Annotated in this window: 19 protein-coding genes; 6 read left to right on the top strand and 13 right to left on the bottom strand. The window is 63.0% G+C overall.

Features of this window, described 5'->3' with window-relative positions; genetic code table 11:
* Positions 1–105: 105 nt before the first annotated feature.
* Both M3P27_12160 and M3P27_12155 read right to left on the bottom strand, forming a co-directional pair.
* Positions 106–1,014 carry a class I SAM-dependent methyltransferase gene (locus tag M3P27_12160; protein ID MDP9269062.1) on the bottom strand — a complete coding sequence of 303 codons (909 nt, stop codon included), beginning with the start codon at positions 1,012–1,014 and terminating at the stop codon, positions 106–108.
* A gap of 178 nt (positions 1,015–1,192) precedes the next feature.
* Positions 1,193–2,158: an EamA family transporter gene (locus M3P27_12155; protein MDP9269061.1), complete on the bottom strand. Its 966-nt coding sequence runs from the start codon at positions 2,156–2,158 to the stop codon at positions 1,193–1,195.
* Between the two features lie 496 nt (positions 2,159–2,654).
* Between M3P27_12155 and M3P27_12150 the strand changes: the two genes are divergently transcribed.
* The 4 genes from M3P27_12150 (at position 2,655) to M3P27_12135 (ending at position 6,636) form a co-directional block, all read left to right on the top strand.
* Positions 2,655–4,004, top strand: coding sequence for an acetyl ornithine aminotransferase family protein (locus tag M3P27_12150; GenBank protein ID MDP9269060.1), 1,350 nt, complete (start codon positions 2,655–2,657; stop codon positions 4,002–4,004).
* Positions 4,005–4,103: 99 nt separating this feature from the next.
* Complete coding sequence (locus M3P27_12145; GenBank protein ID MDP9269059.1) at positions 4,104–4,553, top strand: YraN family protein; 450 nt, start codon at positions 4,104–4,106, stop codon at positions 4,551–4,553.
* 48 nt (positions 4,554–4,601) lie between these two features.
* Complete coding sequence (gene galT, locus M3P27_12140) at positions 4,602–5,660, top strand: galactose-1-phosphate uridylyltransferase (GenBank protein ID MDP9269058.1); 1,059 nt, start codon at positions 4,602–4,604, stop codon at positions 5,658–5,660.
* Positions 5,661–5,775: 115 nt separating this feature from the next.
* Positions 5,776–6,636, top strand: a complete 861-nt coding sequence (locus M3P27_12135; GenBank protein ID MDP9269057.1) for an SDR family oxidoreductase — start codon at positions 5,776–5,778, stop codon at positions 6,634–6,636.
* 59 nt (positions 6,637–6,695) lie between these two features.
* Here the strand turns inward: M3P27_12135 and M3P27_12130 are convergent, their stop codons facing one another.
* The 9 genes from M3P27_12130 to M3P27_12090 form a co-directional block, all read right to left on the bottom strand.
* The gene (locus M3P27_12130; protein MDP9269056.1) at positions 6,696–6,848 is read right to left on the bottom strand and encodes a lmo0937 family membrane protein; all 153 of its coding nucleotides are present in this window, start codon (positions 6,846–6,848) and stop codon (positions 6,696–6,698) included.
* A 145-nt stretch (positions 6,849–6,993) separates the two neighbouring features.
* On the bottom strand, positions 6,994–7,209 hold the full coding sequence (iscX, locus tag M3P27_12125) for a Fe-S cluster assembly protein IscX (protein ID MDP9269055.1): 216 nt from the start codon (positions 7,207–7,209) through the stop codon (positions 6,994–6,996).
* A complete protein-coding gene (locus M3P27_12120; protein MDP9269054.1) occupies positions 7,209–7,631 on the bottom strand; it encodes a 2Fe-2S iron-sulfur cluster-binding protein in 423 nt (140 codons plus the stop codon). Before M3P27_12120 ends, iscX begins: the two co-directional genes overlap by 1 nt.
* 2 nt (positions 7,632–7,633) lie before the next feature.
* Complete coding sequence (gene hscA, locus M3P27_12115; protein MDP9269053.1) at positions 7,634–9,601, bottom strand: Fe-S protein assembly chaperone HscA; 1,968 nt, start codon at positions 9,599–9,601, stop codon at positions 7,634–7,636.
* Between the two features lie 14 nt (positions 9,602–9,615).
* Entirely contained in the window at positions 9,616–10,269 is a 654-nt protein-coding gene (gene hscB, locus M3P27_12110; protein ID MDP9269052.1) for a Fe-S protein assembly co-chaperone HscB, read from the bottom strand.
* A 66-nt stretch (positions 10,270–10,335) separates the two neighbouring features.
* A complete protein-coding gene (locus M3P27_12105; protein MDP9269051.1) occupies positions 10,336–10,749 on the bottom strand; it encodes an iron-sulfur cluster assembly accessory protein in 414 nt (137 codons plus the stop codon).
* Between the two features lie 28 nt (positions 10,750–10,777).
* A complete protein-coding gene (iscU, locus tag M3P27_12100) occupies positions 10,778–11,194 on the bottom strand; it encodes a Fe-S cluster assembly scaffold IscU (protein ID MDP9269050.1) in 417 nt (138 codons plus the stop codon).
* Between the two features lie 84 nt (positions 11,195–11,278).
* Complete coding sequence (locus tag M3P27_12095) at positions 11,279–12,544, bottom strand: IscS subfamily cysteine desulfurase (GenBank protein ID MDP9269049.1); 1,266 nt, start codon at positions 12,542–12,544, stop codon at positions 11,279–11,281.
* A gap of 7 nt (positions 12,545–12,551) precedes the next feature.
* Positions 12,552–13,031, bottom strand: a complete 480-nt coding sequence (locus tag M3P27_12090; GenBank protein MDP9269048.1) for an Rrf2 family transcriptional regulator — start codon at positions 13,029–13,031, stop codon at positions 12,552–12,554.
* A gap of 734 nt (positions 13,032–13,765) precedes the next feature.
* Between M3P27_12090 and M3P27_12085 the strand changes: the two genes are divergently transcribed.
* Together M3P27_12085 and M3P27_12080 are read left to right on the top strand one after the other, a co-directional pair.
* Entirely contained in the window at positions 13,766–13,918 is a 153-nt protein-coding gene (locus M3P27_12085; GenBank protein MDP9269047.1) for a hypothetical protein, read from the top strand.
* A gap of 192 nt (positions 13,919–14,110) precedes the next feature.
* Positions 14,111–14,494 (top strand): response regulator, encoded by a 384-nt coding sequence (locus tag M3P27_12080; GenBank protein MDP9269046.1) that lies wholly within the window; start codon positions 14,111–14,113, stop codon positions 14,492–14,494.
* Positions 14,495–14,591: 97 nt separating this feature from the next.
* Here the strand turns inward: M3P27_12080 and M3P27_12075 are convergent, their stop codons facing one another.
* Both M3P27_12075 and M3P27_12070 read right to left on the bottom strand, forming a co-directional pair.
* Positions 14,592–15,098 carry a hypothetical protein gene (locus tag M3P27_12075; GenBank protein ID MDP9269045.1) on the bottom strand — a complete coding sequence of 169 codons (507 nt, stop codon included), beginning with the start codon at positions 15,096–15,098 and terminating at the stop codon, positions 14,592–14,594.
* Positions 15,099–15,136: 38 nt separating this feature from the next.
* A partial coding sequence (locus M3P27_12070) for a hypothetical protein (protein ID MDP9269044.1) occupies positions 15,137–15,753 on the bottom strand: 617 nt, incomplete at its 5' end.

Below are 15,753 nucleotides of genomic sequence, written 5' to 3'. Positions count from 1 at the left end.
GCGCGCGACTTCAAGCGCTCCGACGAGATCCGCGATCAGCTCGCCGCCGCCGGCATCGTGGTCGAAGACACCAAGGACGGCATGCGCTGGAAGCGCCGCTGATCCTCAGACCTTTGCCGTGATCTCGAGCCAGAACGAAGTCCCGCCGCGCGGCACATCCTTCATCTCCGGCCGCGACCAGAAGCCATCAAGCACGGCCGCGATATCCGGACGCGTAGCGGCGTATTGCCCCGGCAGCACGACGCGGAAGCCGGCGTGTCCGGCGAGCAGCTCAGCCGCCAGCATGTACTGCTCCGAGTAGTACCAGTCGGCCATGCGCGGCGGGTAATCGACCGGCAGGTAGACATCGTGGATGTGTACCAGCACCCCCGGACGCAGCCGCGGCAGCACGTCCAGGAAAAGCACGGCCACGTCGGAATTCATGAAGACGCGGTGCGAGCCGTCGACGAACAGGATGTCGCCGGCGTTGAGCGCGTCGAAACGCTCGAGCGGCAACGATTGCATGTTGCTGCGCACCAGCTCGTCGCATAGCGCGTCGATCTCGGCGCGCGGATGCGGATCCACCGAGACGATTCGTGTTGCTAGGTCACTATCGCGGACAGCGCGCCGCACCACCTTGGTCGAGTATCCCGAGCCGATCTCGAGATAGAGCTTCGGCCGCCGTGACGCGATGAACCCATAGAGCGCGAACGTGTCCAGCCCGTCCAACCACCGGTTGATCCAACAGGGGTCGGTGGAAGCGCGAGTGTCTTTCTCTGTAACCCGCGCGGGGATGCGCGCCAACTGTTCTTCGAAACGAAGGAACTCGCGCAGTTGTTGGCGGTAGGCGTCGGCGCCGGCAGCGAACATCGCCTCGAGCTGCGCATGTGCCGGTTTGCCGTAGCCGTAGCGCGGCGCCGGTTCGAACGGATAGTCCAGGAAGATTGGGAAGTAGCCCTTGAAGAGGCGCGGCAGGTTATAGAGGACGTAGAGAAAGCCGTTCCTGCGAGCGAGCCGCTTCAGTGCCTTCGGCATCGGCAATACCGTAACACCTGGATTGCAGATTGCAGAAGTCAGATTGCAGAATAGGCCGGCGCGGATCTGCGGCAGGATTCACACGTGCTTGTGCTCGTCCCGAAGCCGAGGCGGGAGAGAACCCGATCCGGGATCATTAATAATTCTGCAATCTACAATCTGAGATCTGCAATCTCTTTCAGTCTGCCACGCCCTCGCACGCGGCTATCTCCGGCTGTGCCCGCTTCCCTGCCTCCACCGGCTTGCGCACCTTCGACGTGTTCACCAGCCACACCGACCCCACGATCACGATCGCGCCCGCGAGGATGTAGCCATCCACCTGCTCGTGCAGGATGAGCCAGCCGAGGAAGACGGCGACGATCGGATTCACATACGCATACGTCGCCACCTTCGCCGTGGGCACGTGGTTCAGCAACCATATATATGCGGTCAATCCGAACAGCGAACCGGCGGTGATGAGGTAGGCGATGGCGCCGATGCCGCGTGCCGTCCACACCACACGATGCTGGTCGCCGAGCGCGAGCGCGATCACGAGGCTCACCGTCCCGGCGATAAGCATCTCCCAACCGGTCGCGGCGAAGGGATCGACCTTCAGGTCCCAACGGCGCGAAAGGATCGAGCCCGTCGCCCAGCTCAGCGACGCGAACATCAGGATGCCGGCGCCGAACAGGATGCCGCGATCAAGCGCGCCGGCGGAGATCTTCGGCCACAGCAGGATCACCAGGCCGACGATGCCGAGCAGCAATCCGAATACGCCGCGGCGCAGCAGCCGCTCGCCCTTCAAGATGAAGGTCTCGATGATGGCGACCCAGAGTGGCACCACCGCCACGATCAGCGCGGTGAGCCCGCTGGGCACCGTCTTCTCCGCCCACGCCACTCCAACGTTGCCGCCGATCAACAGCAGCACACCGATGGTGGCGACGCGCCGAAAGTCCAGCCGCGTGAGCTTGATGTTGCGTCCCGAGACCGCGCACCACGCCAGCATGATGACGCCGCCGGCCAGAAAGCGCGTGGCCCCCATCACCGCCGGTGGAATGTGTTCCACCACGATGCGGATGGCAAGGTAGGTCGAGCCCCACAGCACGTACACCATGCCAAAGTTCAGGGCGATGAGGAAACGGTGCTGGCGTTCGGACTCGGTCATTTCTCTCTCACCGGAGACTTACCTTATGGACGACTGACACGACAGGAGAGATTCACTAATCTCGCACTTTCGAGAGTCTTGGCGCGATGTCATCCTGCGCAATCGTTCGCCAGCACTCGTCGCCCGCGCGTCATCCTCCCCGGCCTATTCTGCGACCTGCAATCTTCAATCTGCAATCGCCTAGGGGGTTACGCCGCCGCGCCTGCCCGACTATAATGTTGGGCGGAGTAACGGCATGACCACACACCGCCAATTCGTTACCGCACAAGCCGGCAGCCCGCGTCACCTGATGGACGCCCGCCCGCGCTGTGCCATGCACGAGCTGCCCTCGCGATCGCGTCCCAACCTCTTCGCCGGCGACTAGCCCCGCGCCCTCGCTCCGGCAGTGTCCCGTGTCATCATCCGCGATCATCATCCGCGACCCATGGGACAGAGACCATCCGTTTCTTGCGCCCGATGTTTCGGCGCCTAAATTTCCTGAGAAAAGAGAAAACACATGGCAAGCACCGTTACCAATCCCGCCGGTCCGAAGCTCAAGACGAAGCTTCCCGGCCCCAACGCCAAGCGCATCATCGAAGCGGACGACAGGTACATGTCGCCCTCCTACACGCGCTCGTATCCGCTGGTCGCCAAGCGCGGCCGCGGCTGCATGATCGAAGACGTGGATGGCAACGAGTTCCTCGATTTCACCGCCGGCATCGCTGTGGTCTCGACCGGGCACTGCCATCCCGAGGTGGTCGCGGCCATCCAGAAGCAGGCGGGCGAGCTCATCCACATGTCTGGCACCGACTTCTATTACGAGAACATGCCGCAGCTGGCGAACCGCCTCTCCGCCATCGCGCCCATGCCCGGGCCGCACAAGATCTACTACGGCAACTCCGGCACGGAGGCGATGGAAGCGGCGATCAAGTTGGCGCGCTACCACACCAAGCGACAGAACATCATTGCCTTCTACGGCGCGTTCCATGGTCGCACTATGGGCTCGCTGGCGCTCACCTCGTCGAAGGTGCAGCAGCGCCGGCGCTTCTTCCCGCTCATGCCGGGAGTGACGCACGTGCCGTTCCCGGACGTCTATCACCGCCCTGCCGGGACAGACGCGAAGCAATACGCCATCGACTGCGCCCGCTTCATCGAGGAGACGCTCCTGAAGCGGACGCTGCCACCGGAAGAGGTCGCGGCCATCGTCGTCGAGCCTTTCCAGGGTGAAGGCGGATACCTCCCCGCGCCGCCGGAGTTCATGCAGGAACTCCGCGCCATCTGCAATCGCCACGGCATCCTGCTCGTCTGCGACGAGGTGCAGTCGGGTTGTGGCCGTACCGGCAAATGGTGGGCGGTGCAACATGCCGGCGTCGCTCCCGACATCATCACCGTCGCCAAGGGGATCGCCAGCGGCATGCCGCTCGGCGTCACCATCTCCAAGGCCGAGATCATGGACTGGGTGCCCGGCTCGCACGCTTCTACCTTCGGTGGTAATCCGGTGTGCATCGCGGCGGCGCTCGCCACCGTCGACATCCTGGAGAGGTCGGCGATGAAGAACGCTGAGGTCGTGGGCGAGCACGTCTTGCGCCGCCTACGCACCTGGCCGGAGAAACATCGCATGGTTGGCGACGTCCGCGGCTACGGCCTCATGATCGGCGTGGAGCTGGTGAAGGACCAGAAGACCAAGGAACGCGCGCACGACGAGCGCGAGAAGGTCGTGGACCTCTGCTTCGAGCGTGGCGCGCTCTTCCTCGGCGCCGGCGAGAACACCATGCGCATCGCGCCGCCGCTGGTCCTGACGAAAGAACAAGCCGACGCCGGCCTCGACATCCTCGAGGAATGCATCGCGATCGTGGAAAAGAAATAAGCAAACCCTTGGCCACGGATTTCACGGAGGAGCGCGGATCGGAGATGAAGACTAGAAATCCGCGTCGATCCGTGTGATCGGTGGCTAAATAGGTTTCCTATGTCGGGACGCATCACCCAGCGCGTGCTGCATCTGCTCGATCGCGCCGCTTCTCGCCTGCTGCCGCGCACCAGAGAACGCGCGTCGCACCTCGTCACCGGCGGCAAAGGTGAAGAAGAGGCCTATTTCTACCTGCGGCAACGCGGCTACGTGATGGTCGCGCGCAACTGGCGCTCGCCTCGCCGCCGCAGCGAGATCGACCTCATCGGCTGGGAGGGTGGCTGCCTCTGCTTCGTCGAGGTCAAGACCCGCACCTCGCATGACGTAAAGCCCGCCGAGGCCGCGGTGGACGAGGAGAAGCGCAACGATTTGCGCAGTGTCGCGCGCGAGTATCTGCGCCGCGTCGAAGGCCGGCCCAACGTCCGCTTCGATATCGTCAGCGTCTACTACGAGGCGGGGAGCGTTTCTCCGGCCATCACCCTATTCAAGAACGCCTTCAGTTTGTCGTAAAATACATTTTCACTTTGAGCCTGCCCGCCATCCCCGAGAGGAAACGAATTGCCTGAACTGAGAAAAGATCCCGTCATCGGCCGTTGGGTCATCATCTCCACCGATCGCGCCAAGCGGCCTACCGACTTCGCCCGCGAACAAAACAAGATGAAGGGCGGCTTCTGCCCCTTCTGCTATGGCAACGAGTCGAAGACGCCGCCTGAGATCATGGCCTATCGCCCCAAGCAGAGTGGCGGCCCGGAACCGGTGCGCGACTCAGCCGGATGGAACCTGCGCGTCGTCCCCAACAAGTTTCCCGCGCTCATGATCGAGGGCGGCCTCAACCGCCAGGCCGAAGGCATGTTCGACCGGATGAACGGCGTGGGCGCGCACGAGGTCATCGTCGAGACACCCGACCACAACTCCACCCTCGCCATGCTCCCCGAGAAGCGCATCGAAGACGTGCTCTGGGCGTGGCGCGATCGCATCCTCGACCTCAAGCAAGACAAGCGCTTCAAGTACATCCTGATCTTCAAGAATCATGGCGAGGCCGCCGGCGCTTCGCTCGAACACACTCACTGCCAGCTCATCGCGCTGCCCATCTTGCCGCGCCAGGTAGTGGAAGAGCTCGAGGGCGCGAAGCAGTACTACACCTTCAAGGAGCGCTGCATCTTTTGCGACATCATTCGGCAGGAGACCGAGTCGGGCGTGCGCATCGTCGGCGAGAATGACGACTTCGTCACGCTCGCGCCGTACGCACCGCGCTTCCCCTTCGAGACCTGGATCATGCCCAAGCGGCACGAGTCGGCGTTCGAGAACGCGACTTCTCATCTCTACGAGAACCTGGCCAAGGCGCTCAAGAACCTGCTCGTCCGCCAGGACCGCGTCCTCGATAGCCCGGCTTACAACCTCGTGCTGCACACTTCTCCGGTACAGGATCCGAACAACGACTACTACCACTGGCACATCGAGGTCATGCCGAAGTTGACGAAGATGGCGGGCTTTGAGTGGGGCACCGGGTTCTACATCAACCCCACGCCGCCTGAAGAAGCCGCGAAGTTCTTGCGCGAGGCGAACATCGACGCGCCGGCAGCAAGCAGCGAGAAGCCGCAGCCCGTGGCGGTCTAGCGTTCCGGCAGCGCTACCGGACGCCCGCTACGGCGGGCGTTTCTTTTTTGCATCGGCCGTTAAACCCTCTCTCCAGAGCGCACAATGTAGGGGAGACGAGAAGCGGAGAAGCCCCATGATCCTGGTCACGGGCGCCGGCGGCACCGTCGGCAGCGAAGTCCTCAAGCAATTGCGCGCGGCAGGAACCAAGACCCTCGCCGGATTCCACAGCAAAGCCAAGACCGACGAAGCGAAGGCCGAAGGGATCGATGCGGTCACCCTCGATTTTGCCGCTCGCAGTTCCATCGCTGCCGCGCTGCGCGGTGTGGACAAGATCTTTTTGCTGGGCGCGAGCGCGCCCAACCAGGTGCAGCTCGAGACCAACGTGGTCGAGACCGCCAGGGAAGCGGGCGTGCGCCACATCGTGAAACTTTCCGTGATCCACGCCGACCGCGAGGACTTCATCTTCGGACGCTGGCATCGCGCCGTCGAGAAAGCCATCGAGAAGTCGCTCGTGCCTTACACCTTCCTCCGTCCCACCGGCTTCATGCAGAATTTCGCGACCTACCAGGGCGCGACCATCCGTGCGGAGGGCCGCTTCTATCAGCCGGGTGATCGCAAGACGAGCCACGTGGACGTGCGCGACATCGCCGGCGTCGCTGTCCGCGCGCTGACCTCCGCGGGACACGAAAGCAAGGCCTACGAGCTCACCGGACCCGAGGCGCTCACCAACACCGAGGTCGCCGCTCGCTTGTCGGCCACCACCGGAAGGACGATCGAGTTCGTGCTGGTGCCGCCGGAAGCGATGCGCCCAGCGATGCTGGCGCAGGGCATACCGGAGTTCTACGTCGAAGCGCTGCTCGATCTCGATCGCGCCTACGGCGCCGGCGCCGGCAGCGAGATCACCGGCGATGTGCAGCGCGTCCTCGGACGCAAGCCGCACACCTTCGACCAATACCTGCGCGACAACATCCAGGCCTTCCAACCCGCCACCTGACGAGCAACAGGAAGGCCCGGCATACGCCGGGCTTGTCCGTGCCGCAGTCCCGACTGCGGCTACACCACCGGCCTGCGTCCACTGAGCAGGTTGAAGATCAGCACGATGACCGCCAGCACGAGCAGGATATGCAGCCAGCCGCCGAGCGTGTAGCTCGATACCATGCCGAGCAGCCACATTACGAACAGAATGATCGTGATCGTCCACAGCATAGATGAACCTCCGTCTCCGATTCGAAACAGCGTTGTCGGGACAGGTGTTGCTGCTTACTAGGACGAAAGGATTAAGGCGGGGGTTGTCTCAGTATGGCACCAGGCAGAGTTGCTGAAGGTGAGCAGCCGGCTTTCGAAGGATGACCTACTGGTTGTCTTTCCACTCCTCGTACCACGCCATCTGGATGGCCTCGAGCTTGGGCTCGTTCGAAAGCTTCGCATCGCCGGTGAATCCGGGCAGTTCCGTCACGTAGCGGTGCAGGTCGGTAAAGCGCACGGTCAGCGGATCGAGCGTGGGAAACTTCTCGCGCAGCATGATTCCCAGGTCTTCCGCATTATCCCAATTGAATTCTGCTGGCATCACTCGTGCTCCTTCACCCAGTTCTTATTCCACTCCGGGATCTCGACGACGATATCTTTCTCGCCGTTCGGCACCGTCTGGCAGCCCAAGCGCGATCGCGGCGTGATGCCGGGCGCCATGTCGAGTTCGTCGTACTCGGCGTCGGAACCCGGGTTGCAGGTTTCCAACCCTTCGCGCACCACCACGTGGCAGGTGGAGCAGGCGCACACGCCGCCGCACGCGTGGTCGAGTCCGATGCCGTGACCTTCGGAGATATCGAGGATGGACCCCGACAGTCCGTGCTCGCCGTACGGCACCTTTGCCGGGTCCACTTCCACTTCCTTCTTCTCGTCGCCCGCACCTAAGATGAACGTGACCTTGTACTTCTTCTTCGCGGGCGTGAACTGCGCTTCTTCGATGTACGGATTCTTCCCCACCGCCATGACTATTCCTTCCTCCCCGCATCTCCGCGCCCGGTCTCAACGACCTCCGAATCGACCTCCGAATCGATGACCTCCGCGGGCGCGAACGGATGCGGCGCGCTCGGACCTTCACCAACGTCGAGGCCCGTCTTACCCATCTCTTTTCCCTTGAGCGCGCTCGTCACCGCGGTGTCCATCATCAGCTCGGCCAGTCGCGTCGTCGCCACATTCAGCGCCTCGATGGCGGTGCGGATAGCGCGGTAGTCGTCACCCTGCTTCACCTCGCGCAGCGCGGCTTCCGTCTTCGCGATCTTTTTGCGCTCGTCGGAGGTGATCGCCTCCCACGCCGCGCTCTGCTTCCCTTTTTCCAGCGCGCCCAGGATGTTCTCCGCTTCCACCCGCGCCTCGATCACCTGGCGCTGACGGAAATCCTCTTCCGCGTTGTCGAACGAGTCGAGGATCATCGTCTCCACTTGCTCGTCGGTGAGCCCATAGGTCGGCTTCACCTCGATCTCCGCTTCTTTGCCGCTGCGCTGCTCGCGCGCGGAGACGTGCAGGATGCCGTTCGCATCGATCAGGAACTTCACCTCGATGCGCGGCAGTCCCGCCGGCATCGGCGGAATGCCTTTCAGGTCGAAGCGCGCCAGCGAGCGATTGTCCTTCGCCAGCTCGCGCTCGCCTTGCAGCACATGAATGGCTACGTTCGTCTGCCCTTCTACGCCGGTGGTGAAATGCTCGACCGCCGACGCCGGAATAGTCGAGTTGCGATGGATGATCTTTACCACCACGCCGCCGAGCGCCTCGATGCCGAGCGAGAGCGGCGTCACGTCGAGCAGCAACATATCCTTCGTGGCTGCAGACCCGCCACTCAGGATGTTGGCCTGCACCGCCGCGCCCAGCGCTACCACCTCGTCGGGATTCAGCTCGGCGTGCGGCTCGCGCGCGAACAGCTCGCGTACCAGCTGCCGCACCCGCGGGATCCGCGTCGAACCACCGACTAGCACCGCCTCGTCGAGCTGTCCCGGCGAGAGGCCCGCATCTTTCATCGCCTGCTTGCACGGCCCGACAGTGCGCGCCACGATGGTTGCGATCAGCTCGTCGAACTGCGCGCGCGTGATCTCGCGTTGATAGCGTTTGCCCTGCGGTAATTGGACGTCGATGGTCGTCATATCGTTCGACGACAGCGCGATCTTTGCCTCGATCACGGCTTTCCGTATCGCCGCGACTGCTTCCCCGTTCCGCTGCAGGTCGAGCTTCATGTCGCCCGCGATATCGTTCACCGCGATCGCGATCAGCAGGTTGTCGATGTCGTCGCCGCCCAGGTGCGTGTCGCCATTGGTGGCGATGACCTCGAAGATCCCCTCGTGCAGCTTCAGGATCGAGACGTCGAATGTCCCGCCACCCAGATCGTAGACCGCGATGGTCGCGGCAGCTTTCTTGTCGAGTCCGTAGGCGAGCGAGGCCGCCGTCGGCTCGTTCACCAACCGCAGCACGTCGAGTCCGGCGATGCGCCCCGCATCTTTCGTCGCTTGCCGCTGCGCATCGTTGAAGTATGCCGGGACGGTGATGACCGCCTTCGTGACCGGCGCGCCAAAATAACGCCCGGCGTTGCGCTTCAGTTGCCGCAGGATGAAAGCGGATATCTCCGGCGGCGTGAATTCGCGCTCGCCCAACCGTATGCGCAGCACCTCGCCCGGCTTCAAGTCATCGGCCAAGCGGAACGGGAAGAGCTTGAGCTCGTCCTGCACGTCGTCGATGCCGCGACCGATCAATCGTTTCACCGAGTACACCGCACGCTCGGGCGTCTCGACCAGGTAACGGCGCGCCGTATTGCCCACCACGATCTCGCCATGCTCATCGAGCGCTACCACCGAGGGCACGAGGTTCTGCCCGTCCTCGCCCGGGATCACCACTGGACGGTCGCCCTCCATGTAGGCGACGAGCGAGTTCGTCGTTCCCAGGTCGATCCCGACGATGCGGTCGTTAGTCATCTGAGTTCGGCCATCTACCCTTCCAGCACTTCGTTCACATCCCGCACCAGGTTACGGATGTAGCTGCGGCGGTTCAGCAGGTCGGTCATCCTTACTTTGGCAAAAGCCTTCTTCGCATCGTCGCTCGCTGCGACTCCCGCATCCCACTCCGCCCAGTACGCCTTCAATTCCGCTTCCAGTTCGGCGAGTTTCGCCTCAAAGATCTGCTTCTGCTGCGCCAGCTCGCGCGCAAGATTAAAGCCCTCGCGCTCGCCCGTCTTCTTCGCCATGCGGGCTTCTTCGAGCTGCAGGTTCAACTCGAACACTTCTTCCAGCAGCTCCGGCGGCACCGCCTGCTTCTTTTCCTGGCCTGACGTCCGCGCCTGCTCGGTCGCGCCCGCCGACTGCTCTTCCAGCTTCACGCCCTCGAGCGCAAGCAGATACTTCGTCCGCTCGATCGGGTCGCGCAGCGTGCGATACGCGTCGTTCAACCGCGAGCTTTGTTCCAACGCTCGCTCCTGCTCCGCTTGTGGCGCGCGCGCGAACACGTCCGGATGCAACTTGCGGCTCAGCTTGTAAAACTCCTGTTCCAGCGCCTTGCGGTCGAGCTCCAGCTTCCGCGGCAGACCAAAAACGCCAAAGTAGTCGGCGGCATCGTTCACGGGCGGATTGGCAGTCTTCGTCGCCATATCAAGATTCTTTGGGTAGGCACCGGCGACTCGCCGATGCAGGCGGCCACCCTGAATGGGAGCCGCTTACGAGAAGGACGAGCCGCAGCCGCACGACTTCTGCGCGTGCGGATTATTGAAGATGAACCCTTGCCGCATCAGCGTCTCTTCATAATCGAGCGTCATGCCCGAGAGATACAAGAACGACTTTGGGTCGACGAAGAGCCGCACGCCCTCGAACTCGAACACTTTGTCGCGCTCGCGCGGCTGCGAATCGAAGCGGATGTTGTAAGACAGGCCCGAGCAGCCGCCGCCCTGCACGCCCAGGCGCAGCCCACCCTGCTGCGGGTCGACCTTCTCTTTCGCCATCGCCACGCGGATCCGCTTCAGCGCCTTCTCCGTCACGTTCACAGGCTGAGGCGAATTCGGTGCAGACGCCTCCGCCTGCTCCGTCGCCTGCGACGGTGCGCCAATGCCTACGAGTTGATCTGCATTCGCCATATGACCAACGCCAACTACTAACGGCGGATTACTTCGCTTGCGCGACTTCCGCCGGCTGTGCCACGCCCTGCTTCTTCTTCCAGTCGCCGATCGCGGCGCGGATCGCGTCTTCCGCCAGCACCGAACAGTGGATCTTCACCGGCGGCAACGCCAGCTCTTTCACGATGTCGGTGTTGCGGATCAGGAGCGCTTCGTCGACCGTCTTCCCCTTCACCCACTCGGTCGCGAGGGACGAAGAAGCGATGGCCGAGCCGCAGCCGAAGGTCTTGAACTTGGCGTCTTCGATGATGTTGGTCGCCGGGTTCACCTTGATCTGCAGCTTCATCACGTCGCCACACTCCGGCGCGCCCACCATGCCGGTGCCGACTTCGGACGAGCTCTTGTCCATCGACCCAACGTTGCGCGGGTTGGTGTAGTGGTCCAGGACCTTATCGCTGTATGCCATTTTTAGTTCCTCTTTTCCCTAAACTCTTGTTTCCCTGAGCTTTGATGCCGAAGCATTCCGCTTCGACTCTCCACCGCTATCTCTTTAGTGCGTCGGAAGCTGCCAGTTCACCTTGCTGATGTCGATACCTTCCTTCGCCATCTCGTAGAGTGGAGAAAGTTCGCGCAACTTCTTCACCACTTCCACTACCTTTGCCGCCACGTAGTCCACCTCGGCCTCGGTGTTGAAGCGGCCCAACCCGAAGCGGATCGAGCTGTGCGCCAGGTCATCGCCCGCGCCCAATGCCTTCAAAACATACGACGGCTCAAGCGTCGCAGAGGTGCACGCCGAGCCGCTCGAGACGGCCACGTCGTTGATGCCCATGAGCAGCGACTCGCCTTCCACGTACGCGAAGCTGATGTTCAGGTTCCCCGGCAGGCGATGCTCTTCCGAGCCGTTGATGTAGACCTCATCTAGCTGCGACATGATCTTGTCGCGCAGGCGATTGCGCAGCCCGGCGAGCTTGCAGCTCTCCTGCGGCAGGTCGCGCATCGCGATCTCACACGCCGCGCCCAGACCGACGATGCCGGCCACGTTCAGCGTGCCCGAGCGCATGCCGCGCTCGTGTCCGCCGCCATCCACCATCGCGGTCAGCTGCACGCGCGGGTTGCGGCGCCGCACGTAGAGCGCGCCCACCCCCTTCGGCCCGTACATCTTGTGTCCCGAGATCGACATCAGGTCGATGTTCTGCTGGTTCACGTCTACCGGGACTTTGCCCACCGCCTGCGTGGCGTCACTGTGGAAGAACACGCCGCGCTCGCGGCAGATCTTCCCGATCTCTTCCACCGGCTGGATCACGCCGATCTCGTTGTTCGCGAACATGATCGACACCAGGATGGTCTTGTCGTCGATCGCGCGCTTCAGGTCTTCGAGGTCGATGCGTCCATCCTGCTGCACCGGCAGGTACGTTACGCGGAAGCCTTCCTTCTCCAACCGCTTGCAGGTATCGAGGATGGCTTTGTGCTCGGTGACCGCGGTGATGATGTGGTTGCCCTTCTCGCGGTACATCAGCGCCACGCCCTTGAGCGCGAGGTTGTCGCTCTCGGTGGCGCCCGAGGTGAAGATGATCTCCTTCGCGGTCGCGCCGATCAGCTTCGCGATCTGCTCGCGCGCCGTCTCCACACCCTGCTCCGCTTCCCACCCGAACGGATGATTCCGGCTCGCGGCGTTGCCGAACCGGTTGGTCAGGTACGGCATCATCGCCTCGAGCACCCGCGGATCGAGCGGCGTGGTGGCGTGGTTGTCCATGTAGATGGGCAACTTCACGCCCTCGGGGGTGGTCCTGGTCTCAATGATTGCGTTGCTGCTCATAATCTCCTCAAACCCTCTCTAAACTTTTTACGGGCGCGACCCGGTTTCCGGCCTGAGTTGCGTCCTGATTTGCGCCCAACTCCACCAGCGCGTTGTCGTCGGCGCTCATGTCCCACAGCGTCAGCTTGCTCAAAACCTCTTCGATCGACTCGTTCACCTTGCGCAGCGGCTCGCGGACGGTGCACGTCGGCGTCTGGTTGCACTCGCCCTTGAAGCACGAAGTGATGAACAGCGGCCCGTCGATCGCCTTGATCACGTCGAAGGCGGAGATGGTCCGCGGATCGGCCGCCAGCGCGTAGCCCCCGTTCGTCCCATGCTGTGAGGCCAGCAGTTTCGCCTTCACCATCCGCTGCAGGATCTTTGCCAGCAGCTCCGCCGGGATGCCGTAGACCTCCGCAATCTCTTTCGCGCTCGCCGAACCGGCGTGCTCCGCCAAGTGCTTCATGGCAATGAGCCCGTAGTCCGCCTTTTTCGTGAGCTTCAACATAATCGCTCCACAATTGCCTGCGCCGGCCCCCACTTGGAAAGCCGACCCATTTGGTCGTATATGATTTTAGATGCTTGCCGAGCGAATAAGCAACACGCCACAGCGAATGGCTGAAACCAGCACCCGAATGGTAACTCGTGGCTGGTTAGTGGTTTAGCCATCCCGGCCAAAAAGGTCGTGATTATCTTTTAGGCGTCCGCTCGCGCCTTAGCCCTTAGCTCACTCGACATCGACGCCACTGTGATGTACGCCTCGCTCTTCGAGAACCTCGACATGGAGCCGGTCGTCGTCGTCGTCCCCGGCCACTCCTATGTCGGTGTCCGCTTGGCGCGCGGCGGAAACCGTTACCTTAATATATAGAGACAGCACAGACCGCCCGCATCGGCTTTGAGGCCGCCGTCGTTGCCGCCGAGCGCGGACTCGCCCGCTTCCCCCTCTCCCAGGTACGGCTCATCAAGATCCACGAGGCGCGCGAAGCCGGCATCTTCCCTTTGCCGCTCCCCTAGTCTTCCCAGCGCCTAAGCCTTTGCCCATGTTCCTGGCAACACCCTCGCAGCAACTCCGCACCCACCGCCCACATCCATAGCTTCGACGGGGGGCAAAAGATTATTCCTGCGGGAACGCTTGACACCTTCCCAAGCAGGGCTAAAATACCCGCACTTCCGGTCATCGATCCGGACATGAACCAGCCGCAACGTTATCCATCCGCGAACACCGCCCGCCAAGAAACCCCTATGGAAAAGCCCTGCGCCCACCCGCGCGTGCAGATCGTGGCTCGTGAAGAGGACTCCGAGTTCGTCGAGTGCCTCGAGTGCCGCGAGATCTTCGAAGCCAGCGAGTTCAAAGACATGGCCATCGAAGAAGGCACCGCCTCCAGCGACGCCTAGTCCAAATAGCCTCAGGCGGCGCCGCCCAGCGCTCTTCCATCGCCGCGGACTGGTGTGGAACAGCGCGGGCTTGCGCCCCAGCCCCTACTTTGTTAACGTTTGCCCTCCCCTGGTTCACCACGCCGAACACCAGCTCCACCAACACCATCGGCGAACGTTCCCCCGCGCCGCCGATAAAAGGAATCCAACTCTATGTCTCGTGCCGCCCTTGTCGTCGATGATTCCATGCTGATCCGCCACACCGTGTGCCGCTTCCTCGAGGAGCGCGGCTTCACCGTGGAATCGGCGACCAATGGCGTGCAGGCGCTCGAGCTGCTCGCCGCCATGCGGCCCGACATCATCATCACCGACATGCAGATGCCGAAGATGGATGGCCCGCAGCTCATCGACGCCCTCAAGGCCAAGCCCGAGACCGCGCGCATCCCCATCGTCATCCTCGCCGGCAAGCAGACCGGCGCCGACCATGCCGGTGAGACGCGCGCCGACTTCGTCATCTTCAAAGACATCGACATCGAGACTCAGCTCCAGAAAGCGCTCATCTCCGCGCTTGGCGATCCCGCGGTCGCCGGTCTCTGATCCACATTCTTCGTATCCCCACACGTCTTCAGGCTTCTGAAATGCCGCCCGCGCAGCGCAACAAGGAAAAGACGCGCGCCTTCCCTTCCGCTCCGCCCTACTTCAGCTTCGTCACCGTGACGGAGAGCTCGAAGCGCTTCTGGCTGTTGAGTTCGTCACCCGCGGCCAATAGCGTGGACTTCCCCAGCGCGACCACCGCGGGATTCGAATACTCCACGCTGCGCAGCGGCAGCGCGCCACTCACCGTCTGCGGTTGGTCCACCAGGCTCGAGACCTCGAAGCGCGTCGAGAGCCACACGTCGTTCCCCTGCCGCGGACGCACTTTCGCGTCCACGCGCAGGCCGACATCCATGTAGTTGGGGCCCTTCTCGCCCGGCACGGGGACACGCATCCCCATCCGCATGCTGCTTCCGCCGCCCTCATCGGTCAGCAGCGTGTAGGTGCGCGTGTTCACCCGCTTGCCGTTCTCGATCTCGGCGATCACGTAATCCAGCCTGTACGCCGCGTTCGGATCATCCCCCCGTGGACGCGGTGGGGTCGTCTCCTGTCCGGCTGCCTGGCCCATCGTCACCATGACCAGTATCGCGGTCAGCAAGATCTTCATTACCTTCGTTGTTGCAACTCGTGCGCGCATTGCGCCTCCTATTTCGTTCCTTCAGCTTTGTGTGGACTCGTAGCGCCATCACTGGTCGGGGCCGACAGGGGATCTTCCTGGAACTCGAGCGGCTTGCGTTTGATCTGCGCCAGCACCTCCTCCCGCGGCGTCACCCGCACGTACCGCGCCAGCAGGATCTCCTGCTCGGTCGGCGGCGTGGGCGTGGGAAACACGGCGCGCCGCGGCAACGTGCTCGCGGCTGCTTCCGTCGCCGGATGCTGTGGTACAGGCTGCCGCGCCGCTGCAATCACGTCTTGCTTCGACGCCACCGGCGCCGCTGCTTCCTGCTTCGGCACGCTCTGCTTGGAAACACTCTGCTTCGGCACGACCGCCTCCGGCTGCTGCTGGTGCGCTCTGGGTTGCCCATCAGCCGGCTTGCGTTCGACCGGACGCGCCAGCAGCACGACCACCATCACCACTGCTGCCAGCGCGGCTGCGGCTCCACCCCACATCCACCACGCGCGCCGGCTGGCATCTTCCGCGCGGCCATCGTGCAGCCGTCGCAACACGCGCTCTTCCATGCCGTGCAGCGGCTCGGCCGCACCGTATTGGGCCAGCGCCGAATCGAGCAGGCTGTCGAGTCGTTTCTCGCGCTCGTATTTCT

This window comes from Acidobacteriota bacterium (assembly GCA_030774055.1).
GTDB lineage: Bacteria > Acidobacteriota > Terriglobia > Terriglobales > Acidobacteriaceae > JACPNR01.
This window is presented reverse-complemented; position numbering and strand designations above follow the sequence as displayed.

Coding starts and splice junctions, on each gene's coding strand:
- M3P27_12160 (MDP9269062.1), bottom strand. CDS start 1,014: ATGCCGAAGGCACTGAAGCGGCTCGCTCGCAGGAACGGCTTTCTCTAC.
- M3P27_12155 (MDP9269061.1), bottom strand. CDS start 2,158: ATGACCGAGTCCGAACGCCAGCACCGTTTCCTCATCGCCCTGAACTTT.
- M3P27_12150 (MDP9269060.1), top strand. CDS start 2,655: ATGGCAAGCACCGTTACCAATCCCGCCGGTCCGAAGCTCAAGACGAAG.
- M3P27_12145 (MDP9269059.1), top strand. CDS start 4,104: ATGTCGGGACGCATCACCCAGCGCGTGCTGCATCTGCTCGATCGCGCC.
- M3P27_12135 (MDP9269057.1), top strand. CDS start 5,776: ATGATCCTGGTCACGGGCGCCGGCGGCACCGTCGGCAGCGAAGTCCTC.
- M3P27_12130 (MDP9269056.1), bottom strand. CDS start 6,848: ATGCTGTGGACGATCACGATCATTCTGTTCGTAATGTGGCTGCTCGGC.
- iscX (MDP9269055.1), bottom strand. CDS start 7,209: ATGCCAGCAGAATTCAATTGGGATAATGCGGAAGACCTGGGAATCATG.
- M3P27_12120 (MDP9269054.1), bottom strand. CDS start 7,631: ATGGCGGTGGGGAAGAATCCGTACATCGAAGAAGCGCAGTTCACGCCC.
- hscA (MDP9269053.1), bottom strand. CDS start 9,601: ATGACTAACGACCGCATCGTCGGGATCGACCTGGGAACGACGAACTCG.
- hscB (MDP9269052.1), bottom strand. CDS start 10,269: ATGGCGACGAAGACTGCCAATCCGCCCGTGAACGATGCCGCCGACTAC.
- M3P27_12105 (MDP9269051.1), bottom strand. CDS start 10,749: ATGGCGAATGCAGATCAACTCGTAGGCATTGGCGCACCGTCGCAGGCG.
- iscU (MDP9269050.1), bottom strand. CDS start 11,194: ATGGCATACAGCGATAAGGTCCTGGACCACTACACCAACCCGCGCAAC.
- M3P27_12095 (MDP9269049.1), bottom strand. CDS start 12,544: ATGAGCAGCAACGCAATCATTGAGACCAGGACCACCCCCGAGGGCGTG.
- M3P27_12090 (MDP9269048.1), bottom strand. CDS start 13,031: ATGTTGAAGCTCACGAAAAAGGCGGACTACGGGCTCATTGCCATGAAG.
- M3P27_12085 (MDP9269047.1), top strand. CDS start 13,766: ATGGAAAAGCCCTGCGCCCACCCGCGCGTGCAGATCGTGGCTCGTGAA.
- M3P27_12080 (MDP9269046.1), top strand. CDS start 14,111: ATGTCTCGTGCCGCCCTTGTCGTCGATGATTCCATGCTGATCCGCCAC.
- M3P27_12075 (MDP9269045.1), bottom strand. CDS start 15,098: ATGAAGATCTTGCTGACCGCGATACTGGTCATGGTGACGATGGGCCAG.